The 26,211-nt window shown below is 46.4% G+C and carries 27 protein-coding genes; 22 read left to right on the forward strand and 5 right to left on the reverse strand.

What is annotated here, in order from left to right:
* On the forward strand, positions 1-288 hold a 288-nt coding region (locus HMPREF9473_RS04755; RefSeq protein WP_006778926.1), incomplete at its 5' end, for a class II fructose-bisphosphate aldolase.
* A gap of 73 nt (positions 289-361) precedes the next feature.
* Here HMPREF9473_RS04755 and HMPREF9473_RS04760 read toward each other — a convergent pair.
* Positions 362-1,180, reverse strand: a complete 819-nt coding sequence (locus HMPREF9473_RS04760; RefSeq protein ID WP_006778927.1) for a MerR family transcriptional regulator — start codon at positions 1,178-1,180, stop codon at positions 362-364.
* Between the two features lie 357 nt (positions 1,181-1,537).
* On the opposite strand from HMPREF9473_RS04760, the gene HMPREF9473_RS04765 reads away from it, so the two are divergent.
* Genes HMPREF9473_RS04765 through atpC form a run of 8 tightly spaced genes read left to right on the forward strand, consistent with a single transcriptional unit; the run spans position 1,538 to position 7,847 of the window.
* The gene (locus HMPREF9473_RS04765; protein ID WP_006778928.1) at positions 1,538-2,230 is read left to right on the forward strand and encodes a F0F1 ATP synthase subunit A; all 693 of its coding nucleotides are present in this window, start codon (positions 1,538-1,540) and stop codon (positions 2,228-2,230) included.
* A gap of 45 nt (positions 2,231-2,275) precedes the next feature.
* Positions 2,276-2,500, forward strand: a complete 225-nt coding sequence (atpE, locus tag HMPREF9473_RS04770; protein ID WP_006778929.1) for an ATP synthase F0 subunit C — start codon at positions 2,276-2,278, stop codon at positions 2,498-2,500.
* A gap of 23 nt (positions 2,501-2,523) precedes the next feature.
* On the forward strand, positions 2,524-3,015 hold the full coding sequence (atpF, locus tag HMPREF9473_RS04775; protein WP_006778930.1) for a F0F1 ATP synthase subunit B: 492 nt from the start codon (positions 2,524-2,526) through the stop codon (positions 3,013-3,015).
* Positions 3,008-3,541, forward strand: coding sequence for an ATP synthase F1 subunit delta (gene atpH, locus HMPREF9473_RS04780; RefSeq protein WP_006778931.1), 534 nt, complete (start codon positions 3,008-3,010; stop codon positions 3,539-3,541). Before atpF ends, atpH begins: the two co-directional genes overlap by 8 nt.
* A 42-nt stretch (positions 3,542-3,583) precedes the next feature.
* On the forward strand, positions 3,584-5,107 hold the full coding sequence (atpA, locus tag HMPREF9473_RS04785; protein ID WP_006778932.1) for a F0F1 ATP synthase subunit alpha: 1,524 nt from the start codon (positions 3,584-3,586) through the stop codon (positions 5,105-5,107).
* A gap of 7 nt (positions 5,108-5,114) precedes the next feature.
* Complete coding sequence (gene atpG, locus HMPREF9473_RS04790; RefSeq protein WP_006778933.1) at positions 5,115-6,008, forward strand: ATP synthase F1 subunit gamma; 894 nt, start codon at positions 5,115-5,117, stop codon at positions 6,006-6,008.
* Positions 6,009-6,029: 21 nt separating this feature from the next.
* Positions 6,030-7,415, forward strand: a complete 1,386-nt coding sequence (gene atpD / locus HMPREF9473_RS04795) for a F0F1 ATP synthase subunit beta (RefSeq protein ID WP_006778934.1) — start codon at positions 6,030-6,032, stop codon at positions 7,413-7,415.
* 15 nt (positions 7,416-7,430) lie between these two features.
* A complete protein-coding gene (gene atpC / locus HMPREF9473_RS04800; RefSeq protein ID WP_006778935.1) occupies positions 7,431-7,847 on the forward strand; it encodes an ATP synthase F1 subunit epsilon in 417 nt (138 codons plus the stop codon).
* 172 nt (positions 7,848-8,019) lie between these two features.
* Here the strand turns inward: atpC and HMPREF9473_RS04805 are convergent, their stop codons facing one another.
* Together HMPREF9473_RS04805 and HMPREF9473_RS04810 are read right to left on the reverse strand one after the other, a co-directional pair.
* Positions 8,020-8,796: a Cof-type HAD-IIB family hydrolase gene (locus HMPREF9473_RS04805; protein WP_006778936.1), complete on the reverse strand. Its 777-nt coding sequence runs from the start codon at positions 8,794-8,796 to the stop codon at positions 8,020-8,022.
* A gap of 19 nt (positions 8,797-8,815) precedes the next feature.
* Complete coding sequence (locus HMPREF9473_RS04810) at positions 8,816-9,691, reverse strand: LysR family transcriptional regulator (RefSeq protein ID WP_006778937.1); 876 nt, start codon at positions 9,689-9,691, stop codon at positions 8,816-8,818.
* 154 nt (positions 9,692-9,845) lie between these two features.
* On the opposite strand from HMPREF9473_RS04810, the gene HMPREF9473_RS04815 reads away from it, so the two are divergent.
* The 13 genes from HMPREF9473_RS04815 to HMPREF9473_RS04875 all read left to right on the forward strand — a co-directional run bounded on the left by HMPREF9473_RS04815 (position 9,846) and on the right by HMPREF9473_RS04875 (position 24,347).
* Positions 9,846-10,886 (forward strand): amidohydrolase family protein, encoded by a 1,041-nt coding sequence (locus HMPREF9473_RS04815; protein WP_006778938.1) that lies wholly within the window; start codon positions 9,846-9,848, stop codon positions 10,884-10,886.
* An 11-nt stretch (positions 10,887-10,897) separates the two neighbouring features.
* Entirely contained in the window at positions 10,898-12,190 is a 1,293-nt protein-coding gene (locus HMPREF9473_RS04820) for a hypothetical protein (protein WP_006778939.1), read from the forward strand.
* Positions 12,191-12,207: 17 nt separating this feature from the next.
* Complete coding sequence (locus tag HMPREF9473_RS04825; RefSeq protein ID WP_006778940.1) at positions 12,208-12,987, forward strand: SDR family NAD(P)-dependent oxidoreductase; 780 nt, start codon at positions 12,208-12,210, stop codon at positions 12,985-12,987.
* Positions 12,988-13,027: 40 nt separating this feature from the next.
* Positions 13,028-14,692 (forward strand): ABC transporter substrate-binding protein, encoded by a 1,665-nt coding sequence (locus HMPREF9473_RS04830; protein ID WP_006778941.1) that lies wholly within the window; start codon positions 13,028-13,030, stop codon positions 14,690-14,692.
* 87 nt (positions 14,693-14,779) lie between these two features.
* A complete protein-coding gene (locus tag HMPREF9473_RS04835) occupies positions 14,780-15,739 on the forward strand; it encodes an ABC transporter permease (protein WP_006778942.1) in 960 nt (319 codons plus the stop codon).
* Positions 15,729-16,586 (forward strand): ABC transporter permease, encoded by an 858-nt coding sequence (locus tag HMPREF9473_RS04840; protein WP_006778943.1) that lies wholly within the window; start codon positions 15,729-15,731, stop codon positions 16,584-16,586. Before HMPREF9473_RS04835 ends, HMPREF9473_RS04840 begins: the two co-directional genes overlap by 11 nt.
* A 12-nt stretch (positions 16,587-16,598) precedes the next feature.
* Positions 16,599-17,573, forward strand: a complete 975-nt coding sequence (locus tag HMPREF9473_RS04845; protein ID WP_006778944.1) for an ABC transporter ATP-binding protein — start codon at positions 16,599-16,601, stop codon at positions 17,571-17,573.
* A gap of 2 nt (positions 17,574-17,575) precedes the next feature.
* On the forward strand, positions 17,576-18,526 hold the full coding sequence (locus HMPREF9473_RS04850; RefSeq protein WP_006778945.1) for an ABC transporter ATP-binding protein: 951 nt from the start codon (positions 17,576-17,578) through the stop codon (positions 18,524-18,526).
* Between the two features lie 10 nt (positions 18,527-18,536).
* Positions 18,537-20,213 (forward strand): glycoside hydrolase family 3 protein, encoded by a 1,677-nt coding sequence (locus HMPREF9473_RS04855; RefSeq protein WP_006778946.1) that lies wholly within the window; start codon positions 18,537-18,539, stop codon positions 20,211-20,213.
* A gap of 15 nt (positions 20,214-20,228) precedes the next feature.
* Positions 20,229-20,864: a beta-phosphoglucomutase gene (gene pgmB / locus HMPREF9473_RS04860; RefSeq protein WP_006778947.1), complete on the forward strand. Its 636-nt coding sequence runs from the start codon at positions 20,229-20,231 to the stop codon at positions 20,862-20,864.
* A 100-nt stretch (positions 20,865-20,964) separates the two neighbouring features.
* The gene (locus tag HMPREF9473_RS04865; protein WP_006778948.1) at positions 20,965-21,846 is read left to right on the forward strand and encodes a LysR family transcriptional regulator; all 882 of its coding nucleotides are present in this window, start codon (positions 20,965-20,967) and stop codon (positions 21,844-21,846) included.
* A 92-nt stretch (positions 21,847-21,938) separates the two neighbouring features.
* Positions 21,939-23,447, forward strand: a complete 1,509-nt coding sequence (locus tag HMPREF9473_RS04870; protein ID WP_006778949.1) for a DUF4474 domain-containing protein — start codon at positions 21,939-21,941, stop codon at positions 23,445-23,447.
* 6 nt (positions 23,448-23,453) lie between these two features.
* Positions 23,454-24,347, forward strand: coding sequence for a metallophosphoesterase family protein (locus tag HMPREF9473_RS04875; RefSeq protein ID WP_006778950.1), 894 nt, complete (start codon positions 23,454-23,456; stop codon positions 24,345-24,347).
* A 76-nt stretch (positions 24,348-24,423) separates the two neighbouring features.
* Here HMPREF9473_RS04875 and HMPREF9473_RS04880 read toward each other — a convergent pair whose 3' ends face one another.
* Positions 24,424-25,428 (reverse strand): rhodanese-like domain-containing protein, encoded by a 1,005-nt coding sequence (locus HMPREF9473_RS04880; protein WP_006778951.1) that lies wholly within the window; start codon positions 25,426-25,428, stop codon positions 24,424-24,426.
* A gap of 210 nt (positions 25,429-25,638) precedes the next feature.
* Complete coding sequence (locus tag HMPREF9473_RS04885; RefSeq protein WP_006778952.1) at positions 25,639-26,079, reverse strand: helix-turn-helix transcriptional regulator; 441 nt, start codon at positions 26,077-26,079, stop codon at positions 25,639-25,641.
* Between the last annotated feature and the right edge of the window lie 132 nt (positions 26,080-26,211).

A 26,211-nucleotide genomic window follows, 5' to 3' on the forward strand; every position in this document is an offset into this window, starting at 1 on the left:
CCGAAGTCTTGTATTTTGAGAGAATACAAAAAAATCAAAGAACTGACCGGCATCCCCCTGGTGATGCACGGCGGCTCCGGCATCAGCGTGGAGGACACCCAGAAAGCCATCCGCTGCGGAATCCGCAAAATCAACTATTTCTCCTACATGTCCAACGCAGGAGTAAAAGCCGTCAAAGAACTGCTGACCACCCGCGAAGTCAAGTACTTCCACGACCTCGCAAACGCCGCTGTAGCCGCCATGGAAGAGGACGCCTGCCGCGCTATGGAGATGTTTTCCCTGAAATAAAAATAATAGAGCAGCAAACAAAAACTGCCCCGGACGCCGGGGCAGTTTTTGACTGATAGGCTAAACATACCATTTATTTCTTCTTCACCGGATAACAAATCTCCGTCACATACTCCTCCGGATTCTGGGTCTCGTGGGGGCTTACGTGGTATATCCAGAAGCAGGGGCCGTTGAATTCGTAGCCGTTCTGGGTAATCCAGTTGACGACGGCTTCGTTGATGGGGGCAATCTGGTCGTAGCTTCCTTTGCAGGTGACGGACGCCATCTCCACGGCAGGGGCGGTTTTGAAGGTGACGTGCTCGGTGTCCTTGTATTGGCCGGTGACGGACATCTGGATTTCCACATCCACATCATTTTCCTTGAACTCCTTGTCGTGGAAGACGGCCATGGAATAGCAGGGGGAGGTCATCTGGAGGTTCATGGCTGCCGTTTCCTGGGCCAGGAAGCCCCAGAGCATGCCCTCATTTTCGTAGGCGGGGATAATCTGGCGTACACTTGCCACATAGCGTTCCGGTAATGTCTTTAAAGTCACATGATAATTCATAATACTTCCATCCTTTCTCAACCATTTGATTGTGCTGTCAAGAAGCCGCATTTTCTGCTGGAGGTTCTGCTCCTGGTCTGCCAGTTCTTCTTTTTGAAGCAGGAGGAAACGCTCCAGCTCGTCCGGGTTTTCATACTTGGTCAGAACTTCTTTTATCATAATCAGGCTGAATCCCATATTCTTTAACACCTGAATCAATTCTGCCATGGGCAGCTGGCTGGCGCTGTAATAGCGGTAGCCGGTGTCCCCGTCCGTCTCCTCCGGGATGAGCAGGCCAATCTCGTTGTAATGGCGCAGCATCCGGATGCTGATTCTTGTCAGTTTCGAAAAATCTCCTATTTTTAACATGTTCTCTACCTCACATATATGTGTATTTCTGAGCTCAAATGTAGTATAGAGCATACCATAATGGTAGAGTCAAGCAGATATGTAAAAATTTTAAAAATTCCCAAAGAAAATTACGTGCAAATTCATTTCGCCGTGTTAAGAAAACGTAAAAAAATAAACCACGTCACCATAAAAATAGAATAATATTTCTAAAAAATCCCAGAAAAATTTTGTGAAATTTTCAATATCATAATGTAAACGTTATGAATTCATTAAAATTTTGTATTTGAAATGGGAAAAACAGGTGCCTATAATAAGCAGGATGATATCCAACCGGGTATCCCGCAAAATAGGAATCAAGGGGAAAGGAGTGAGTAAATGGATGGACTTGTGGAAGCGTTGATGGAAGAATTAAACTGCAATGTGGTATTTACCATCCCGCTGTTTGGCGGCATTGACGTGATGGAATCGGTAGTGGTCACCTGGATTATTATGGGTATTTTGATGGCGGCGTCCCTTCTTCTGGTCCGCGGGCTGAAAGTCCGGCGTATTGGAAAGAAGCAGGCGGCGCTGGAGAGTGCGGTGGCCTTCATCTATCAGTTTTTTGAGGACCTTCTGGGAAAGGACGGGACGGCGTACATTCCTTATCTGATTACGGTGGTGGTCTATATCGGCGTGGCCAACATGATAGGTCTGCTGGGCTTTAAATCGCCGACCAAGGATTTGAATGTGACAGCCACGCTGGCGATTATGAGCATCGTGCTGGTGGAGGCGGCGGGCATTCGAAAGAAGGGAATCAAGGGCTGGCTGAAGAGTTTTACGGAGCCAATCGCCATTATCACCCCCATCAACATTCTGGAGCTGGTGATACGGCCCCTGTCGCTGTGCATGCGGCTGTTTGGAAATGTGCTGGGAGCCATTGTGGTCATGGCGCTGATTAAATATCTGGTGCCGTTAGTGATTCCACTGCCGTTCAGTTTTTATTTCGATATATTTGATGGAGTGATACAGGCCTACGTCTTTGTGTTCCTCACATCACTATATATAAAAGAGGCAATTGAGACAGAGTAAACAATTAAAAAATGAAAAAAGTAAATGGGAAGAGGAGAGAGAGTTATGTCAGGATTAATCGCAATAGGAGCAGCAGTCGCAGTTATTACAGGTGTTGGAGCAGGAATCGGAATCGGTATGGCAACCTCCAAAGCAGTGGACGCCATCGCAAGACAGCCGGAGGCAGACGGCAAAATTACCAAGGCGTTACTGCTTGGATGTGCCCTTGCTGAGGCAACCGCGATTTACGGCTTCGTCATCGGTCTGTTAATCATTCTGTTCTTAAAATAATTCGCAGGGAAAGGCGGCAGGATATGTTAAAGATTGATGTTTGGAATATCGCCTTCACGGTGGTGAACCTGCTGGTTTTGTACTGGTTTATGAAACGTTATCTGCTGGGGCCGGTCACCGCGATTCTTTCGGAGCGCCAGTCCATGATTGAGCACGATTTGGACGCGGCGTCCGACGCAAAGAGCGAGGCGCTGGAGATGAAGAAGCAGTACGAAGCCTCCATGGGAAATGCCGACGAAAAGGCAGCTGAGATTGTGGCTGCCGCCCGCGCCAAAGCCGGTGAGGAGTACGATAAGATTCTGGAGCGGGCCAATGCGGACGCCGGAAAGAAACTGGAACAGGCCGAGAAGACCATTGCCCTGGAGCAGGAGAAATCCCTCCACGAGCTGGAAACCTCCATCGCCGGTCTGGCGATGACGGCCGCGGCCAAACTGCTGGAGGAGACAAAGGACAGCGCCCAGGATAAGGCGGTTTACGACAGATTCTTAAAAAAAGCAGGTGAGAGCCATGACTGAGCAGGCGGAGAAATTTGCGGTAGTTCTGTATGAGCTGAAGGTGCCGGCAGAGCAGGTTCACATGATGGCGGAGATATTTACCGGGAACCCGGAATTGACACGGGTTCTGGCAAGCCCTGTGGTGACACGGGAAAAGAAATGCCGGATACTGGAGCAGGTGCTGGCGAAGATGGAGATACGGGACGAAGAGCATCTGTTTCTGCATTTTCTGTGCAAGGTCTGTGACGACGGCTGCATCACGGAGATAGATGACGTGTTCCAGGCATGGCTTCGTTATAAGCATCAACAGGAAGGCGTGCTGGAAGCGGAACTCTACTATGTGACGGAGCCGGAGGAGGCCCAGTTTAACGGATTCCGGGAGTTTCTGCGCCGGACGTATGACGGGAAGGAAGTTCTGCTCCGCGTGGAGCCACGGCCGGAACTGCTTGGCGGGTTCGTGTTGAAGACAGGAGACGTGGAGTACGATTACAGTCTGGCCGGCCGGATGAGGAAGCTTCGCCGGGCCGTGGTGGAACAGCAGGCATAGGAATCCGGAAGGATTCGAAATAAATGTGATAGGAGTCAGAATATGAGTACAATCAGTTCGCAGGAAATTATCTCCATCATCAAAAGCGAGATTGAGAACTACGACATGCAGCAGGAACAGGAGCAGGAAACAGGCTCCGTCATCTGGGTCGGCGACGGCATTGCCATCGTATACGGTATCAACCACGCGATGTATGGCGAGATTGTAATATTTGAAAATGGTGTCAAAGGGATGGTCCAGGATATCCGAAAGGATGAAATTGGCTGTATCCTCTTTGGAAAGGACACCGAGATTACGGAAGGGACGAAAGTCGTCCGCACAAAGAAAAAAGCGGGTATCCCGGTGGGAAATGGTTTCGTCGGCCGGGTGATCAACGCGCTGGGGGAACCCATTGACGGGTTCGGCCCGGTGAAGGAGGAGGATTACCGCCCCATAGAGCAGGAAGCGCCGGGAATCGTGGACAGAAAGTCCGTAGGTGTGCCAATGGAGACAGGAATCCTTGCTATTGATTCTATGTTTCCCATCGGCCGCGGCCAGAGGGAGCTGATAATCGGCGACAGGCAGACGGGAAAGACGTCGATTGCCATGGATACCATCTTAAACCAGAAGGGGAAGGACGTCATCTGCATCTACGTGGCGGTGGGCCAGAAGGCTTCCACCGTGGCCAATCTGGTGGCGACGCTGAGAAAGCATGATGCTATGGATTACACCATCGTTTTGTCCTCCACGGCCAGCGAGCCGGCGCCCCTTCAGTACATTGCGCCCTATTCCGGCACGGCCATGGCGGAATATTTCATGCACCAGGGAAAAGATGTGTTGATTGTCTATGATGATTTGTCGAAACATGCGGTGGCCTACCGCGCCCTGTCCTTATTGCTGGAGCGTTCCCCGGGACGTGAGGCGTATCCGGGCGATGTGTTTTACCTGCATTCCCGGCTGCTGGAGCGTTCCAGCCGGTTAAACGACAGCTTGGGCGGCGGCTCCATCACAGCGCTGCCAATCATAGAGACCCAGGCGGGTGACGTGTCGGCCTATATCCCGACCAACGTCATCTCCATCACCGACGGCCAGATATTTTTGGAGAGCGACCTATTCTTCTCCGGCCAGCGTCCCGCTGTCAATGTGGGACTGTCCGTATCCCGTGTAGGAGGTGCGGCACAGACAAAGGCCATGAAGAAGGCGTCGGGAAGTATCCGGATTGACTTGGCCCAGTACCGGGAGATGGAAGTATTTACCCAGTTCAGCTCCGATTTGGACGCGGCGACGAAGGAACAGCTGGCTTACGGCAAACGCCTGATGGAGCTGCTCAAACAGCCCCTTGGAAGGCCGCTGAATCTCCACGAGCAGGTGATTACCCTGTGTGCGGCCACCGGCAAGGTGATGCTGGATGTGGAGGTCAGCCGGGTGAAGGAGTTCCAGATGGGAATGCTGGCCTGGTTTGATGACAAACACCCGGAGATTGGCCGGGAACTGGAGGAATCCACCGTGCTGAGCGACGAGCTGAAGGAGCGCATCGTACAGGCGGCCGGAGAATATAAACAGAGCCTGCCATCTGCAAAGGGGTGAGGAAGTAATGGCGAGTGCAAGAGAGATTCAGGGCCGGATGAAAAGCATCCGTGACACCAGGAAAATAACAAATGCCATGTACATGATATCCTCCACAAAGCTGAAGAAGAGCCGGAAAATGCTGGAGGAGACGGAGCCCTATTTCTACACGCTCCAGACGCTGATTAAACGTGTCCTCCGCCACATGCCGGAGATGGAGCACCGGTATTTCAGCACGAGAGCGGATGTGAAAGAGGAAGAGCGGACCCACGGCCTGATTGTCATCACCGGCGACAAAGGTCTGGCCGGCGCCTACAACCACAACGTGTTAAAACTGGCGGAAGCCTGGATGACAGAGCATGAGAACCACCGCCTGTATGTGGTGGGCGAGTTGGGACGCCAGTATTTCACAGGAAAGAATATTCCGGTGGAGGAGGAGTTTCACTACACCGTGCAGAACCCCAGCATGCACCGGGCCCGGCTGATATCCATCCGGGTTCAGGAGGACTACGAGCAGGGGCTGTTGGACGATGTCAGTATATTGTATACAAGGATGGTCAACAGTCTGACCATGGAGGCGGAGATGGAGACGCTGCTGCCGTTAAAGCGGGAGACCTTCAGCGATTTGGTGATACCCGCCGGCATTGTGCAGGAGGAAATGCAGATGCTGCCAAATCCGTCGGCGGTCATGGACAATATTGTGCCCAACTACCTGACTGGATTTGTGTTTGGCGCGCTGGTGGAGTCCTTCTGCAGCGAGCAGAATGCCAGAATGATGGCGATGCAGTCGGCCAGCGACAATGCCACAGCCATCTTAAATGATTTGTCCATTGAGTACAATCGGGTGCGCCAGGCGGCGATTACCCAGGAGATCACGGAGGTCATCAGTGGAGCCAAATCCCAGAAGAGGAAACGCAGATAAATTTATATAGAAGGAGTAGCCATGAAAAAAGGGAAAATCATTCAGGTCATGGGGCCTGTGGTAGATGTGGCTTTTGAGGATAACGAACTTCCCCATATCAAGGACGCCCTGGTGGTTGACAACCAGGGAAAGCGCTGTGTGATGGAGGTGGCCCAGCATATCGGCGGCGATGTGGTCCGCTGTATCATGCTGGCGTCCAGCGAGGGGCTGTGCAAGGACATGGAGGTGGAACCCACCGGTTCCGGCATCAAGGTGCCCGTAGGGGAGAAGACCCTGGGCCGGCTGTTCAACGTGCTGGGGGAGACCATCGACGGCGGGGCGCCTCTTGACGGGGAGAAGCAGTGGGTGATTCACAGGGATCCGCCTTCCTTCGAGGAGCAGAGCCCTGTGGTGGAAATGCTGGAGACCGGCATCAAGGTCATCGATTTGCTGGCGCCTTACGCCAAGGGCGGCAAAATCGGTCTGTTTGGCGGCGCCGGCGTGGGCAAGACGGTGTTGATTCAGGAGCTGATTACAAACATAGCGACGGAGCACGGCGGATATTCCATATTCACCGGCGTCGGGGAGCGTTCCCGTGAGGGAAATGATTTGTGGACGGAGATGGCGGAATCGGGAGTGCTGGATAAGACGGCCCTGGTGTTCGGCCAGATGAACGAGCCGCCGGGAGCCCGTATGCGGGTGGCGGAGACGGGACTTACCATGGCGGAATATTTCCGGGATGAGGAGCACCAGAACGTGCTGCTATTTATCGACAACATTTTCCGGTATGTGCAGGCGGGTTCGGAGGTGTCGGCTCTGCTTGGACGTATGCCGTCGGCGGTTGGGTACCAGCCCACTCTGGCTACGGAGGTGGGGGAACTTCAGGAGCGGATTGCATCCACGAAGAACGGCTCCGTCACCTCGGTGCAGGCGGTGTATGTGCCTGCCGATGATTTGACGGACCCGGCGCCAGCCACGACCTTTGCCCATCTGGACGCTACGACGGTGCTGTCAAGAAAGATTGTGGAGCAGGGCATCTATCCGGCGGTGGACCCGCTGGAATCCAATTCCAGAATTCTGGAGGAGGACGTGGTTGGAAAAGAGCACTATGAGACAGCCAGACAGGTGCAGCAGATGCTCCAGAAATACAAGGAACTTCAGGATATCATTGCGATTCTGGGCATGGAGGAGCTGTCGGAGGAAGATAAGCTGACGGTGAACCGGGCCAGAAAGATACAGAGATTCCTATCCCAGCCCTTCCATGTGGCGGAGAATTTCACCGGCATTCCGGGGAAATATGTTCCGGTGAAGGAGACCATCCGCGGTTTTCAGATGATTATAGATGGTGAGATGGATGATTATCCGGAGGCGGCGTTTTTCAATGTCGGGACCATTGACGAGGTGGTGGAGAAGGCAAAGGGGATGTAGAAAGGAGCCGTAGATATGGCGAAATTTTGGCTGAAAATCATTGCCAGTGACCATGTGTTTTACAATGGGAAATGCCAGATGCTGATTGTGCCGGGACTGAATGGGGAGAAAGGCATCATGGCCCATCACGAGGCCATGATTATGGCAACCAGGGAAGGCACGGCCAGATTCCGGGACGAGGAAAATGGCGAATGGACAAAGGCGGTTATCGGCCGCGGCATCGTTCAGGTGGCCAACAACCGGGTGACGGTGGTGGTGGACACGGCGGAGCGGCCGGAGGATATTGACGAAGTCCGGGCGAGAGAGGCCCTGGAGCGGGCCGAAGAGCAGATGCGCCAGAAGCAGAGTCTCCAGGAGTACAAGATGTCCCAGGCGTCCATGGCGAGAGCATTGTCCAGGCTGAAGGAACGGCAGTGGAAGGAACTGCATTAAGAGATGCATGAAAAAGTGTACGAGAAAGTGCATGAAAAAGTGTATAGAAAAATCAGGATAGAAAAACAGGTGAAAGCAGACTGCCGGGATGGCAGGAGAGGCTTTCACCTGTTTTTGGTATGGCGTATTAGAATGTATTAGAAAGTATCAGATGGTATCAGAAAGTATTAGCTTATATCAGGTTAAAATGCTTCAAAGCATTGTAGATACCATCGTGGTCCACGTCATCGGTGACGTAGTCGGCGGCCGCCTTCACGGAAGGGACCGCATTGCCCATGGCGACGGAAATGCCGGCGAACTCCATCATATCCAAATCATTTTCCCCGTCGCCGATCGCCATGATTTCTTCCCGTGGGATGTTGTAGTACTCTATCATTTTGCGGATGCCATTCTGCTTGCCGCCTTTGGCCGGGATAATGTCGATGGCAAGCTCGTGCCATCTGGTGGGCAGACTGTTAGGCATCAGGGACAGAATGTGTTCCTCCTGCTCCGCTGTCACGTAGGGAATCAGCTGGTATATCTCCCGCTCCCCAACCCGGTTGATATCTCCAATCTCCGGCAAAGGGGTCGATATGGCGTCCTGCACCATCTGCACATAATCGTCGTTGTAGTTGATATACATCCGGTCCTCCTCCACAAAAATGCAGGGATAGCGGTTCTGCTTAATATCCTCCACCATGGCCATTAAATCGCCCTTGTCGATAGGAAGGTCATAGATGACTCTCTCATTATTGTAGCAGTACTGGCCGTTGAGGGTGACGAAGCCCTCGAAATCGTCGATATTTAAGGGGAGCTTCTTCATCTCCGACGCGTGGCGGCCGGAGGCAATGAAGGTTTTGATGCCGTTTTGTTTCAGCATTTCAAGGGCCTTCAAAGTGGACTCAGGAACGTGGCAGCAGGTGTGGGAGAGCAGTGTCCCGTCTATATCAAAGAAAATTGCTTTTATCATAATGACCTCCATGCGGTAGTTAATGTGAGTCTAACAGAGAGACAAATTTTTGAGCAGGCAGGCTCAGTGGGTGTTCTTTGCTGTATATTAGACTGATTTGCGTGTGGATTTTTGGAGATATCTTTACGATGGAGATATTGTTATTCGTAAGCTGCATAATAGGGTTCTGGGTTAACAGTGCGATACCTGCCCCCTTTTCTACTAATGCAATGATATTCTCACTTCGTCTGCCAGTATAACCAACAATTGGCTCAAAACCAGCTTTTTTACATTTGTCAACACATAAGTGATACATAAATGTATCACTGGACAATAGTAGCAGTGTTTCATTTGCCAATTCTTCCAGACCGATCGCATCTTTTTCGGCCAAAGGATGAGTGCGTGGCATAATGGCGGCAAGTGTATCTTCAGCAAATAAGATTTGCTGGAACTGAGAACCAAGATCCTCACTGCTTCGAACAAAAGCGAGTTCTAGTTTGTTGTTTTCTATCATTTCGATTAATTGAATGGAGTCCTGTTCAATAAGGTTCAGGGTAAAATCCTGATACTCCTGCTGAAAACGGAAAAGAAGATCAATAATTTTATATTGTGACATGGAAGGGATTGATCCGATGGATAAGGAGCCATGTGAACTTCTTTTGTAATTGAACAGAGCTTTTTGATATTTGGATTGAATCTGTGTGATCTCGCTGGCATAGGGGAGAAAGGTTTTTCCAAATTCACTGAGCGAGATATTTCGTGTAGTTCTATCAAAAAGCGGTATGCCAAGTTCTTCTTCCATAGATTTAATATGTCTTGAAAGAGAAGACTGTGACATAAATAGCTGGTCGGCTGCAGCCAGGTAATTGCCGACTTCTGCAAGTACCACAAATTCTCTTAGATAGTTGATTTCCATGTAGTCTCCTTTGAGCATTAAGAAACTGTAAAAATTGATTTATGCACTCTTTGCATAAATTATAAATGAAAGCGGATTGATTGTCAATTTCGCATAATATATAATTTAAAATACAAACAAAAGTGCAAAGGATGCACAAAAGAGGAGCAGAAAAATGATTATAGATTCAAACATGTATTGGTTCCCGGAAGAATTATTTGAGAATGATAGGCTATTGGAACAATTTCTTCAGGAAATACCAGAAGAATATGGCTGGTATGGTCACTGTGAAGAGATTGTGGGAACAGATGGCTTAAAGCAAATTGTTCTTGAAAAACCGAAAGGATTTCAAAATTTGAATTATGCGCAGCATGATTACATTCTGGAAGAGCAATTGAAGGATATGGATGCGGCAGGCGTAGATAAAGCGGTGCTGAAGGTACCTTGCTGTCAGGAATGGATGAGCGTTTCTATGTGTCGCTATTTTAACAATGAAATGCATAAGCATGCAGAAAAGAGTGGTGGCAGAATGATACCATTAGGAATTGTTCCGCCATATGATACAAAAGAAAATATGGAGGAATTGATTCGGTGCTATGAAAAACTAGGTGTCAGGGCAATCCAGATGTCAGCACATTATGGTGATTCCTATTTAGACGATGAAAAGTTTTCGGCATTTTTTGAGAAGGTAAATGAATTAGAAATGACAGTTTATGTTCACCATACACCAGTGCCGGTTGAGTATGATTCCTTTTTTGAATATAATAATGTAAGAAGGTCCTATGGCAGGTGTGTAGACCAGGGGCTGGCAGTTGGACGAGAATTGTTTAGTGGATTTTTTACAAAATATCCAAACATTAAAATAATTCATTCCATGTTGGGTGGCGGCTTTTTTGCAGTCAGCAATATGATGTTTCCGAAGAAAGCAAAGGTGGAGACTATAAATCGTTTTAAATCTGACAACGAGAAAGTGGTAGAGCAGTTTAAAAATAATATGTTTTTTGAAATGTCCCATGCGCAGCCGTGGGGAAAATCCCAGCTCCTATGTGCCATAGAAAGTCTGGGAGCTGACCATATCATTTTTGGTACTTCTTATCCGGTTCGAAAAGAATGGTTATTAGAAGGGGCTGGCTTCGTAAAAGAGTTGGAGATTACAGAAGAAGAGAAAGAATTAATTTTAGGAAAAAATGCACAGAGCCTTTACGCGATTGAATGAGAGGGATAAACATGTATCGATTAAATCAAAACGGTATTTTTGAAAAAGAGGTTGTGGAAGGCGTAGCAGAATCTTATGTCCAAATGGGATTTGATGCGCAGGCCATGTTCTATTATCCGTCAAATGAAGCAGACATAAAATCTGTCGGTGTTATTTTAATGCATTGTGACCAGAATTATATGGCATTAAATATGGGCCCTCAGTTGGCAAAGCAGGGGTATCAGATATTGGCCTGTGATTCGGATTTTGGTGAAATTGAAAACAAATTTAAGATATTAAACAAAACTATGAAATTTTTGCGAAGTCTGCCGACCGTAGAAAAAGTAATACTAATGGGTCACAGTGGCGGAGCAACTTTGATGACAGCTTATCAGAGCATTGCAGAAAATGGTGCAGAGATATATAAGGGACCAGAGAAACTATACGCCACAACCATTCAGGAAGAATTGATTCCAGCAGACGGCATCATGTTAATCGATGCGAATTATGGAAATGCAGTGATGACATTGCTGAGTCTTGATCCGGCAATTGAAGAAGAAGGAAACGGAATCAAATTGAATCCTGAATTTGACATTTTTGACACTGCCAATGGATATGATCCGGAAGGAGCAAAGTATAGCGAAGCGTTTAAAGAAAAATACTTTAAAGCGCAGGCAGATAGAAATAAACGTCTTATTCAAAAGGCATTAGAGCGGCTGGCATTAATTGAGGAAGGGAAAGGTTCTTATGTAGATGATGAACCTTTCATTATTGCGGCAGCAAATCAGCCAAAGCCCAATAACCGGTTATTACCGGAGGACCTTCATCTTTTAAGCCATACAAAGAACGCTTATGACTTACTTCACGGTGATGGAACCATAACAAACGAAAGGATATATTGTGTTAGAACTCCTGAAATAGACCGCTGTTTTTCCTCAACCTATCATATGGGAGCCAACAAAAATACGGTAAGAAGTTTCTTGAGTTCCCAGGCAATTGAAACGACAGATGATTTTTGTGTGAAAGAAGACGGCATCATTGGACTAAACTGGGATTCTTGTTATGCATCACCGATTGGTAATATTAAAGATATTCGTGTACCAATGTTAACAATGGGATTTACAGGCAGTTATGAATATCTTGCAGCAGAAATGATTTTTGAAAGAGCAGTTATGGAAGAAAAAACGATTGTATTTGTGGAGGGTGCCGGGCATATGTTCACACCAAACCGTGATGCAGAGCAAATACATGGCAGTTTTGGAGATACGGAAAAAATAATATATGATTATATGGGACAATGGCTGAACCGTTTTGTATCGAAATGAGAGGAGGTGATGAATCAATGATGCTGGAAGGAAGAACGTGTGTATTTGCGGGTGCGACAGGGGGAGATGGTGTTGTAGCAGTCATAGAACTGTGCAGAGGCGGTATGAATGTTGTAATGATGACTCACCAGATGGGACAGGCAGAAACGTTGATGAACAAAATCAATGGTATGCAGTTAAAGGGGAAATGCTTTGTTGTTCAGGATGGAGAATGCCAGACACCGGTCAAGACAGATGAAATAGTCTATCGTGAAATATATGAAAGATTTGGCTCTATCGACGTCGTGATCAGTAATACGGGAGATGATGGCTTTGAAGACAGCATCGACATGGTGGATACAAAAAATTTGTTAAGGGGGGTAGATCATCTGCTGGGGGGCAGTTATACCATGTTAAAAAATGCATTGCCTTATTTGCGGAAAAGTAAAGCGGCCAGAGTGATTTTTATGACAACAGTAGAAGGCGTAAAAGGAGGAGTCAATGAGAGCTTTGTCAATGCGGTTGCAAAGGGGGCAGTGCTTTCCCTGACGAAGAACTGTGCGGCGAGACTTGCTGTGGATAATATCAATGTAAACTGTATTGCAAAGGGGCCGATTGAACGGTTAAAACCGTTATTGGAAAGAGATAAAAGCTTACCACCGGTAAAAGATACAACAACATTTTTGGATGATGTTCCCATGGGAAGAATGGGAACTCCAGAAGATATTGCGCACGCAATTTGTTACCTGGCAAGTGAGGAATCCTCTTACATAACAGGAACTGTATTGGATGTAAGCGGCGGAATGAACGTAACGTAAACGATTTGAGCCATAAATGGGCAAATATAAGGAGGTTACTATGAGAGGGAAAAAGATTACAGCATTATTATTATGTGCAACAGTTACCATGTCTTTACTTGCAGGATGCGGCAGTTCTTCCAGTGAAGAGGCAGTTGTAACAGGTACCACAAGTGAACAGGAAAAAGTTGCAGCAGAAAATGCAGAGGCACCGAAAGTAGACACGACCAGAAAGACAACCGCAGATAGTGATGAGAGATATCAGAAGGTTTCTATTGGACTAATCAGTGATCCAAAGGATTTAAGTCCGACCGCTATGAATGGTGATAACAGTAAGTTATATATATATTATAATTTTTATGAAACATTATTTGATTTTAGAAACAATGAATACATACCCATTTTAGCAAAAGGTTATACAGAGGTTGATGAACTGCATTGGGATGTTGAAATATATGATTACATTTATGATACGAACGGTAATCATATCACGGCTAATGATGTTGTTTTTTCCTTGAATCTTTTAAAAGAATCCGGAAATGCATTTAAGTTTGATAGTTTTGAGAGCGCTGAAGCAATGGATGATTACACAGTCAGATTTACATGGACATCTCCAATTGATTCCTTGGGAGCATTGGAATGGCCATGGTGTAGAACCTGTATTATATCCCAGAAATCTTTTGAAGAAGGAAACTTTACAGATGCTCCGGTTGCAACCGGTCCTTATAAAGTAACTGATTTTGTTTCTGGGTCTCACTGTATCCTGGAGGCCAACGATGATTACTGGCAGAAAGAGGAATTGCGTGATGCAGAACATCTGGCAAACGTTCAGACGATAGAATATGATATTATTGCTGAAACATCGCAGCATGTAATCGCATTAAGTACAGGCCAGATTCAGTATTCCGAGTATATCCCTGCAGAAAACCTGGCAGATTTCAGTGATGGTGGACAGTATGCAGATGGAAATGATGTATATGTCTCACAGGGAAGCGGTCTTTACATGTTAATGTGCAACAATTACGGTGGTAAAATAACAGAGGATGTCAACCTTCGGAAAGCAATTTACTGGGCATTAGACAATGAAGCTATTGAAAAAGCAACTGGAAATACGGTGGCAGCAAAAGCATTAGGAACAAGATTCTTTAGCGATTATCAGAGCTCCTGGGAGGAGAATCCTGAAAATTATATGGCATCCTGCAATCTTGATAAGGCAAAAGAATATTTGGAGAAGTCTGATTATAATGGGGAAACGTTAGTTTTATTGGCGCCAAGCGATGAAACAATCAAAACTATTATGACGATGATGCAGGCACTGCTGATGCAGGTTGGCATCAATGTGGAAATCGTAGCAGAAGAAGCGGCTTTGGCTCAGACGGATATGCTTGACCCGGCCAAATGGGATTTGCTGATTAGCCAGATTGGCGGCGGCTCCCAGGTAGGTGAATGGAACCGTCCTATGAACAACAAGGAATTTGGCACAGAATATAACATGGCATTTATCGCGGATGATACCTTACAGGAAAAATTGTTAAATGTTATGTCATTAGCAGGACATACCGATGAAAATACGACAGATATGGTTGACTATATTCTGGAAAATGGGTATTACTATGCGCTCTGTTCGCCAGCAACAAATGCAGTTTACAGCGAAGACTTTGCAAAACTTGTATATCGTGAAAGTGAATTCCTGCGTGCAGGTGCATGTGACTATTACCTAGATTAATATAGATGGCAGTATCTCGTTTGGAAACATCGTTGTGGAGAACTGGATACTGCCATTTTATGAAGACCATATGAATGGAGAAATAATATGGGGAAATATATTGGCAAAAGACTGCTTTGGATGATTTTTATTGTAGTTGGGACAGCATTTGTAATTTTCACAATTCTTTATTTTACACCGGGTGACCCTGCGGTTGTAATCGCGGGGGGAAATGCCAAAGCTGAAGATGTGGAAAATCTGCGTCGTATGATGGGACTGGATCAATCCTATTTTGTGCAGTTAAAAGAATTTTTGTATCATACATTTTTTAAATTTGATTTAGGAACCTCATGGGTTTATGGAAAACCTGTTCTGGATGAACTGCTTATCAGACTTCCGAGAACCCTGATTATTGGATTAACGGCCATGGCTTTAAATCTTACAATTGGTTTACTGATGGGGATTTTTGCGGCAACACATGAAGGGAAGTGGAGTGATTCTCTTACCATGGGAATTGCAATGATATTTATCTCCTGCCCGGATTTTTGGGTTGCATTGATGATGATATTACTGTTTTCATCAAAACTGGGCTGGCTTCCATCCTACGGTATTGGCGGCCCCCAGTATTATATTATGCCTATTCTATGTAGTGCTTTAGGTGGCATTGCGGTAAATGCAAGGCAGACTCGTGCAAGTATTCTCGGTGTATTTCGAGAGGATTATATTACAACAGCCAGAGCAAAAGGACAGAAGGAAAGAAGAGTTGTATTTGGACATATGCTTCCTAATGCATTGATGCCAATTATTACATCAATCGGAAATGGTTTTGCCCGCGTAGTTGCTGGTTCAGCAGTTATTGAAAGTGTATTTTCTATTCCGGGTGTGGGCCTTTATCTGCTAACGGCCATTAATAGCAGAGATTATCCGGTTGTACGTGCCTGTGTATTGTTCTTCGCGATATTTACGGCAGTTGCAATGTTAATAGTTGATCTTGTCTATGCATTTGTTGATCCGAGAATCAGAGCTCAGTATTCACATGCAAGAAAGGGGACGAAACATGAAAAATGAAAAAAGAACCTCGCTTTTTGCAGAAACCATCCAGCGCATTTGGGCGAATATTGGTGCCAGGGCAGGACTTGTTTTATTGGGAATAATTGTATTGGCATGTATTTTTGCACCGTTGATTGCACCATATGGTCTAAATGAAATGGATTTGTCAAACATGTTTAAAGGACCAAGTGCAAAACATATCTTTGGTACTGACGGGATGGGGCGTGATTTGTTTAGCCGGTTATTGTATGGTGGACGTTATTCGCTTGCCTTGGGAATCTGTGCAGCGATTGCTGGTTCTGCAATTGGTACTATCATTGGAAGTATCGCCGGATATTTCGGTGGAAAAGTAGAGACGATTATCATGCGCTTTATGGATATCTGGTCATCTCTTCCAAGCATGCTTTTGTGTATTTTGATTTCTGCTGTTTTGGGTGCCGGTTTTTTTAATACCGTATTGGCTCTTTCTGTGGGAAATGTTCCTATTGGCGTGCGTTTAATCCGAGGACAGATTTTATCGGAACGTTCTAAAGAATATTTGGAGGCAGCTGAATCTATCAATTGTTCAAAAATCAGTATTATGTTCCGGCACTTATTACCAAATGTTATTTCACCAATTATCGTAGATGCTACTATGGGTATTGGTATGACGATTACTATGGCAGCGGCACTTTCTTACATTGGCTTGGGAGTTCAGCCACCTACACCAGAATGGGGAGCTATGTTAGCTGATGCACGTACTCATATTTTGAACTACCCATACTTAATTATGTTTCCAGGACTTTTTATTGCATTGACCGTAACAGCAATTAATTTAATTGGGGATGGACTTCGAGATGCCATGGACCCCAAATTACGGAAGTAGGAGGAAGAATAAGTGAGTGAAGAGAAAAAATTTCTATCGGTACGAAATTTGGAAGTCATCTATACTTCCGGGAAAAAAACCGTGCAGGCAGTTAATAAAGTATCCTTTGACCTTGAAAAAGGCGAAACACTTGCGCTTGTTGGTGAAACCGGGGCAGGAAAAACAACAATTGCAAAATCTATTCTCGGTATTTTACCTAATCCTCCTTCAAAAGTTCTGGGTGGAGAAATATGGCTGGAGGGTGAAGAACTTCTGGGAATGCCAGAATCGAAGAAACTGAAAATCAAAGGCGAAAAAATTGCAATGATTTTTCAGGACCCAATGACAGCTTTAAACCCTTTGATGACAGTTGGAGACCAGATTGCAGAAGGACTTTTATTACATAATGATTATACAAAAGAAGAAGCAGTGAAACAGTCAGAAGAGATGCTGGAAATGGTCGGTATTCCGAAGGCCAGATATATAGAATATCCGTTTGAATTCTCAGGTGGGATGAAACAGCGTGTTGTGATTGCCATGGCTTTAGCATGCAATCCATTATTGCTGCTGGCAGATGAACCGACAACAGCTTTAGATGTAACCATTCAGGCACAGGTCTTGGATTTGATAAAAGAACTGAGAAACAGGCATAACACGTCTATGATTCTGATTACACATGATCTTGGGGTAGTAGCACAGACCAGCGATTATGTTGCGGTAGTTTACGCAGGTAGTATTATAGAATATGCATCAAAAGAAAAGTTATTTTTGCATCCGGCCCATCCATATACAATTGGGTTGTTTGGCTCCCTTCCGAGCATGACAAGAGGGCAGAAGCGTCTGAAACCTATCGCAGGTTCACTGCCCGACCCTACCTGTCTTCCGGAAGGCTGTCCCTTTGCACCTCGTTGTTCTCAAGCAACGGAACTATGTAAACAGGATATTCCTTTTGTGGAAGTGGAAGAAGGACATGTTTGCCGTTGCTGTAATCTGAAAGTGGAGGATTAGACATGTCATTGATTGAGGTTCGTAATTTAAAAAAATACTTTAAGGTTCCTACCGGAACAAACCATGCGGTTGATGATGTCTCTTTTACCATTGAAAAGGGAGAAACATTAGGCGTTGTTGGTGAATCAGGATGTGGTAAGAGTACACTTGGCAGAACATTAATCCGGTTACAGGATGCGACAGATGGACAGATTTTATTAAATGGTCAGGACATTACCAAGGTCAAAGGCAATGAGTTAAAAAAAGTTCGTGAAAAAATGCAGATTGTATTCCAGGACCCATATTCCAGTTTGAATCCAAGAATTCGTATTGAATCTACAATTATGGAGCCATTAAAGCATTCTGGGTTATATAAGACAAAGAATGAACTGAAAGGGCAAACAAAGAGACTGATGGATTTAGTTGGCATTGATGAAAGACTAAGTCAATCTTATCCACATGAATTAGATGGAGGCCGCCGCCAAAGGGTTGGGATTGCCAGGGCATTGGCTTTAAATCCTGAGTTTATTGTTTGTGATGAACCGGTTTCCGCATTAGATGTTTCTATTCAGGCGCAGGTATTAAATCTGCTTATGGATTTACAGGATAAAACTGGTATAGCCTATATGTTTGTTACGCATGACCTATCTGTTGTCCGGCATATTTCTAATTCTATCTGTGTCATGTACCTAGGGCAGATGGTGGAAAAAGCTTCGACAGAAGATTTATTTAAACATACGCTACATCCATATACAAAGGCTCTTTTATCGGCGATTCCATCAACAGATATTTATCAACCGATGCAGAGAGTGGAATTAAAAGGGGAGATAACGTCTCCTATTAATCCCAAGCCGGGATGTCGTTTTGCATTGAGGTGTCCGTATGCTACGGAAGCATGTTCCCAGCCTCAAAAATTAGAGGAAATAGAACCACATCATTTTGTGGCATGTTGTAGAGTTCGTGAACTAAACTAAGGAGTACCAAATGATACAAAACATTGATTTAGCGAAGCGGCCATTTTATTTAAATCAAGATCAGGAAGCCTGGGTGAAATGCAAACTGGAGTCCATGAATGAAAGACAGAAAGTTGGACAGCTTTTTTGTTTGATGGCCGGGGAGTACAGTGAAGAAGAACTGGAAAAACTGATAAGTGAATATTATGTTGGGGGAGTGTTATTCAGACCAATTCATACGAAGGAAGAATTACAGGCAAAGTATGAACGGTTAGACCGAATCGCACCAATTCCTCTTTTAAAGGCTGCAAATTTGGAAGAAGGAGCAGCAGGCGGGTACTTAGGAGGTACAAAATTTGCATACCAGGAAGGAATCGCTGCAACCGGCAATCCTGATATGGCAGAAAAATTTGCAAAAGTGACAGCAAAAGAAGGTCTGGAAGCGGGAATCAACTGGACTTTTTCACCGGTTGCGGATATGGATATTAATTTTAGGAATCCTATAACCAATATTCGGACGTTTGGAAGTGATTTTGCAACGGTTAGAGATTATACCCGGATTTTTGTAGAAACGATTCAACAATATGGGATGGCGGCTTGTGCAAAACATTTTCCAGGAGACGGTGTAGATTATCGGGACCAGCATCTTCATCCAACGTATAACACCTTGTCAGCACAGGAATGGTATGATACATACGGTCAGATTTATCGGAATATGATAGAGGGAGATCTTCTTAGTATTATGGTTGGGCATATTGTGCAGCCGGCTGTTGAACGGGATGTGAATCCGAATTTGACAGAGGAAGAACTACTGCCAGGTTCTCTCAGCAGGGAGTTAGTAACAGGTATATTGCGCCAAAGATATCATTTCAATGGAGTGATTACGACGGATGCAACGATTATGGGTGGATATACTATGGCCATGGAGAGAAAAAAAGCAATTCCTGCAACCATTGCGGCCGGTTGCGATATGATTGTCTTTACGCCGGATTTTTATGTGGATTATCAATTTATGCTGAATGGTTTGAAGGATGGGAGTGTTACAAAAGAACGTCTGGATGAAGCCGTGATCAGGATTTTGGCGTTAAAAGCTAAAGTGGCGTGTGAAAATCCGGTAAAACGGATGCAAGGAAAAGAGTTTGTTTGTAGTATGAGTGATGTAGTAAAGTATACGAACGAGTGCGCCGATGAGGCAGTTACACTGGTAAAGAACCATAGAGACATTCTTCCAGTCAGACCAGGAAAATATAAAAAAGTGAAGCTCATCAATGTAGGGAAAGAAGAAACGGTAGATGGTAATTTAAGTGACATTGTATCCGATTACCTGAAAAAGGAAGGCTTGAAAGTAGAACGGTATGATCCGTATGTAGAGGAACTTCACAGTTCAATATGTGTGAAACATGATGTTTTAACGATGTATATTTGTTGTAAAGAAGCAGAAAGTAATGTGACTACTGTCAGAATATCCTGGTGTATGAAACATGCATTAGATATACCAAGATTTGTAAATGAAGAAGACAGTGTTTTTATTGCATTTGGAAATCCGTATCTTCTCCAGGACGTTCCAAGAATTCCGGTGTTTATCAATGCATACACAGCAACAAAAGTTACAGTAGAAGCGGCACTTGATAAAGTGTTTGGTAAAAGTGAATTTAAAGGAATAAGCCCGGTTGATCCTTTTTGTGGATTACTGGATACCCATTTATAAGGAGAGGAACGGCAAGTGAATGCAATTATTTTTGATTTAGATGGGGTTATTTGTTTTACAGATCACTATCATTTTCTGGCATGGAAACAGATTGCTGATAGCATTGGCGTGTATTTTGATGAACAGGTCAACGACAGACTTCGTGGTGTAAGCCGTATGGATAGTCTGGATATTATTTTGGAAAAATCAAAAATAGAATATTCTCTGGAAGAAAAAAGAATATTGGCTGAAGAAAAAAATAAAAGATATGTTCAATTATTGAATCATATTTCCACTGCAGATTTGTCTGATGAAGTGAAGGATGTACTGCAGGAATTATGTAAGCGTGGCTATAAATTGGCGATTGGCTCAAGTAGTAAAAACACAAAATACATCTTAAAGCAAATTGGATTAGAACATTATTTTGATGCCGTTAGTGATGGCACCATGATTAAGAAATCAAAACCAGATCCGGAAGTATTCTTAAAAGCGGCAGAGATGTTGCAGGAGAGACCAGAATCATGCCTGGTTGTTGAAGATGCATTAGCTGGTGTGGAAGCTGCATGGCGGGGGGGCTTTTTCAGTGCAGGAATGGGGGAAGCAGCAACCCATAAACATGTAACTTTTCCTATAAAAAGACTTTCGGATTTATTAATTATTATGAAGGAATAGAGAGAGAACCGTAGAATAAACTGCTTCCAGGTAAATTTTTTTGCAGGATGGGAAAAAAGTGCTATGATAAAGCAAAAGTTTAGAGACAGAGGGGTAGTTTATGGAATTATTACAATTGCGGTATTTTCTCACGGCGGCGGAGTATCAGCACATGACGAAAGCGGCGGAGCATTTACAGATTGCACAGCCGGCGCTGTCGCAGGCCATTCACAGACTGGAGCATGAGCTGGGGGTGTCCCTGTTTGACAGGAAGAGCAGGAGCATTGAGCTTAACGAGTCGGGGCGGCTGTTACAGAAGCGGCTGACGCCTATCATGCGCGCGCTGGACAGGATTCCGGGGGAACTGAGAGCGGGGCAGGATGTGGCGAACCACACCATCCACTTGAAGATTCTGGCCGCGTCTACCCTGGTGACCAACTGCATTATCGCGTACCGGGCCCTGCATCCGGATGTGAATTTCCAGCTGTATCAGTCGGATACCAATGAGGATTTCGACCTCTGCGTGACGGCCATCCGCTCGGACGTGCCCTGCGAGCTGGAGGATTACAGCGTGATGCTGGAGGAGGAGTTATACCTGGCCGTTCCGGCGAAATCCCAGTACGGGGGAAGAGACTCCATCAATCTGTCGGAGACGGGAAATGACGGCTATATCTGCCTGGCCGGTTCCAGGCCCATCCGCAAGATTTGCAACAGCTATTTTGCGGAGGCGGATTTTGTGCCAAATGTGATATTTGAGAGCGATACCACGGAGTCCGTGCGGAATCTGATTGCCGCGGGGCTGGGAATCGGGTTCTGGCCCAAATATTCCTGGGGAGACATGTCCACCAAACATGTGGTGCTGCTTCCCATCAAGGACCAGGTCTGCCGCAGAAGCATTATCCTGATTCAGTCACCGAGGGGGAAACAGCATCCTATCCTTGGGGATTTCTGCAATTTTTTTGACGGAAAATGCGAAGTGGCTGTAATGTTTTTTGTCTGCTGAATGAAGGCGGGAGATTTATCCAAAGCCTTGTACACCAAATCACAATCACAGGAATAAGTTATAGTAACAACCGTTTAAGATAGGAAGGACTTATGAATTGGATTGTGATTGCTGCCATAGTTATTGTGGTGCTGATACTGGCGGCTGTTTTGATATGGTTTATACGGATGAGACATTTTAAACCCACCAGGGATAAAAGAGTACAGCAGGATATGCTGAATCACGACCTGAAGGAAACCGGATTTGCCTATGAGCTGAGAGGAGATTATTTTTATTCACTGATGGATTGCTGGCAGCGGGAGATGGGGTATTGCAGGCTTTACGATGAAAATGCCCATCTGTTTAACATGATTATGGACTGCGAGCCGGTGACATTTTCCTACGGAGGAAAGAAATGGCTGATTGAGTTCTGGAAGGGGCAGTATGGAATTACCACCGGAGCGGAAATCGGGATTTATAATACGGTGGACGGAACCGTGGATACGGAGAAGTTCCAGGGAACGTTTTATGAGGCGGCCAATGACGGGGAGAGACTTCCCATGTCGTTTGTGCTGAAGAAGAACGGGAAAACGATCATGAAGAGGAAGGACGTTCACTGGTGGCTTACCGGATTTAAGCTGGGTGAGTTTACGGAGCCGGACGCCCTGACTATGGATATTACGATGAAGTTCCCGGACAGGGGAATGTGTTTTGCATTTGTCAACGCCCTTCAGGAGATTGGGTATCAGAAGAGAGAGTACCGGGTGCGGAGAAATGAAGTCAGAATCCATTACGGAAGACCTCATGGGACACAGCCGCTGGCGAACAACCATTTTCAGAGAGCACTGGTCCAGCAGACTAATGAGAATAACTGCGGATTGTATCGGGTGGCGACTATCCGGTTTAAGAATACGCTGGATAAACTGGAATTTATAAAGTCGTCCGTGCCGGAATTGTATGAGATTTTTGTGAATTCGCTGTATGGGAAGGGACTGTATGATTTGTTTGGATGGCTGTTGGATTTGATTCATGGTGGACACAGACCGGAACCGCCGGTGCCGCCAGAGCCGCCGTGCCCGGAGCCACCGGAACCGCCGTGCCCGGAGCCACCGGAACCGCCGTGTCCGGAGCCACCGGAACCGCCGTGTCCGGAGCCACCGAAGCCGCCATGCCGTCCGGAGCCACCGAAGCCGCCATGCCGTCCGGAGCCGCTGTGTCGTCCGGAGCCGCTGTGTCGTCCGGAGCCGCCGTGCCGACCGGAGCCGCCGTGTCGTCCGGAACCGCCATGCCGTCCGGAACCGCCGTGTCGTCCGGAGCCGCCGTGTCGTCCGGAGCCGCCGTGCTGTTCGAGGCCGCCGCATTTCCAGGGGATGCCGTACCGCCAGTATGGTTCGGACTTACCTTTTGGGGAGGCGCAGGAGAGAGGGATGGAAAACTACCGGAATCAGGAAGACAGTCAATATATGCCGTATGTTCCGGAAACGCAGCATGTTCCAGGGGTGCCGGATTATGAGGATTACCTGAATTACAAGCATGGTACCGTAAATGACTATCCCGATATGTCTGGGCAGTTTTCCGACAGCCCACAGGAGGAAGACCAGGACAACTGGGACTTCCGGTAAGGGGCTATGAAGACTTATGAGGACAGAAGATTAAACCAGGCATCCGAGACAGCAAAGGTACTGCCATACAATGACAGTTCCAAAATCGTTCTCATGAGCGACTGCCACCGGGGCCAGGGAAACGCGGCAGACAATTTTCTGCCCAACCAGAACCTGTTTTTCGGGGCGCTGGAGTATTACAACCAGAATGGGTTTACCTATATTGAGCTGGGAGACGGCGACGAGCTGTGGGAAAACCGCAGAATGAAACCCATCATCGAGCTACACAGCGATGCGTTCTGGATGATGAAGCAGTTTTATGAGGACGGCCGCTTCCATATGATATATGGCAACCATGATATCATAAAAAGCAGACAGAAATACTGGGCGAAGCATTGCACCAGTTACTACTGTGAGTGTGAGAAAAAAGAGGTCACCCTGTTTCCAGATTTGGAGGTTTTGCAGAGCATGATCCTGGAGCATGAGGAGAAGAAGCACCAGATACTGCTGCTCCACGGCCATCAGGGGGAGATACTCAACGATATGCTGTGGCCGCTGGCGAGATTCCTGGTCCGGTATGTGTGGAGAAGTCTGGAGCTGGTGGGAGTCCTTGACCCCACCAGAGCCGGCCGCTCCCACAGGGTGAAAGACCGGATTGAAAACCGCCTGGACACTTACGCCAGAGAGCACAACCAGCTGCTCATCGCCGGCCACACCCACCGTCCCTTCTTCTCCGAGCCGGGGAACGGCCACTACTTCAACGACGGAAGCTGCGTCCATCCTAGGTGCATTACCTGTATTGAGATAGAGGACGATAAGATATCCCTGGTCAAATGGGCTGTTGCTGCAAGGGAAGACCGCTCCCTCTATGTGGCAAGAACGGTCCTGGAGGGGCCGGAGGAGATTGATAGGTATTTCTAAATAAATATAGTCAGAGGAGACGTGACTGCGTCTCCTCTATTTTGAATTGAATTTCAGTTAAATTTCAGCGGGCTTTCTATCGTACAACCGGGTATCCATTTCCAATCCAGCTTCGGGAATCACCGTCGATTCCGCCGGACAGGGTGTAGGATTCATAGCCCAGGAAGCGGAGGATGGTCATGACCTGGGAGGATATCTGGCCGGTCTGGCTGTAAACGACGATTGGCTTGTCTGTGGGCAGGGCGGAGAGCTGGGGGCTCATGGCATCGTCGAAGGGGATGTTGAGGGCCCCTTCGATGTGGCCGGCCTGGTAGGAGGCGGCGTCGCGGACGGAGAGGAGGGTGTAGGCGCCGTCATTTGCCTTCACGGACTTTAATAAGTCGGAGGCCGGGAAGTTGAAGGAGGAGTAGGTACTCTTGGCGGAGGCGGCGAAGTAATCGCTGGCGGCCGTTAAGAGCGCCGGGGAGACGGGATAACTGCCTTCCAGAATTCCGGACTGCTCCTGGCTGGTGTGTGCGGCGGCATTGTCAGCCAGGGAGATGCCGTTGTTCCAGCCGCCGTCAATGTTGGCGGCGTTTTTGCCGGCAAGGTTTAAGATTGCAGTCACCTGGGAGCCCAGCTGGCCGGTATAGCAGTTTACATAAATCGGAACATCGTCAGGAATCAGCTCCAAAGACTGGACGATTTCCGGCCCATAGGGAACATTGTAGGCGCCCTCCAAGTGACCGCCCTTGTAGGCGTCGAACGCGCGGACGTCAATGAGCACCATGTTTTCGTTGAGGTCCATTTTTTGGAATACCTCTTCGGGGGTTATCATGTGGTTGTCCTCCGGCAGATTTTCAAAATACATGGAAACAGCTTCCGATACACTGGTGTCAGGCGTTTGGGGGACATCCATGGAGTCCATAGAGTCCGTCTGCATGGAATCATCGCTGGAATTGGTGGCATCGGCTGCTGCGGGAGCGTCTGTCATGGAGTCTGTCTGCATGGCATCCATTTGATTCTGACCGGATGGCATGGAGGAACAGGCACTTAAAGACAGGATTGCACCAGCAGTTAAAAGAAAATATCTCAGTTTCATATAGACCTCCTTGTGGGTATATGTAATTAGTGACATTACAGTTCATAACTGTAATTATATATGTTACAGTTAAATGTGTCAAGAAGTTTTTTCGCTAGTTACCGGCTGGAATATTAAAACGTATGGATCAGTGATCCTTATATACTGATTATCTGAGTCATAAAAAAACAATCGACAAGTCGTTCACACATTGACTTGTCGATTCTTCTTCTATTTCCAGACCTGAGCTAAGATATCTTTTAGTACCAGCCCGGCGTCTACATCATTGTACCCGTAATTCTTTTTCAGACTGTCCAGCATTTCCCTCAGTTTAGGTGTATATTCGTTAATATCAACTTCGTTCTGATATGTGGTGAGAATGGGATATTTTTTGCCCCAGACTTTGGTCCAGTCCACTTTCTTTTCGGTCTCTTCGCTGGTGTGCTCAATGACTTGTTCGATTTCTTTTAAATCAATATCAAATTCAATCAATTCATCCAGACTCAAATGATACAAAAGCGCCAGCTTTTTCGACTGACAGATATCCGGCAGCGTTTCGTCTGTTTCCCAGTTCGAAATCGTCTGTCTGCTCACGCCCAGCTTCTCAGCCACTTCCTCCTGGGATAATCCATTCTTTTTCCTTGCTTGAAATAAACTGTTTCCTAAATTCATAAGCGTCACCTCTCTGTTTGGTATAAAGTAAGTATAGAGGCTGCCGGTGAGAAAATCTACCCATTATGTTTTGCAGTTTTGCAATTGTTTTTAACATGATTTGATAGTTCAAATTTCTTTGTCGTATTTCAT

This window comes from Hungatella hathewayi WAL-18680, assembly GCF_000235505.1.
GTDB classification, from domain to species: domain Bacteria; phylum Bacillota; class Clostridia; order Lachnospirales; family Lachnospiraceae; genus Hungatella_A; species Hungatella_A hathewayi_A.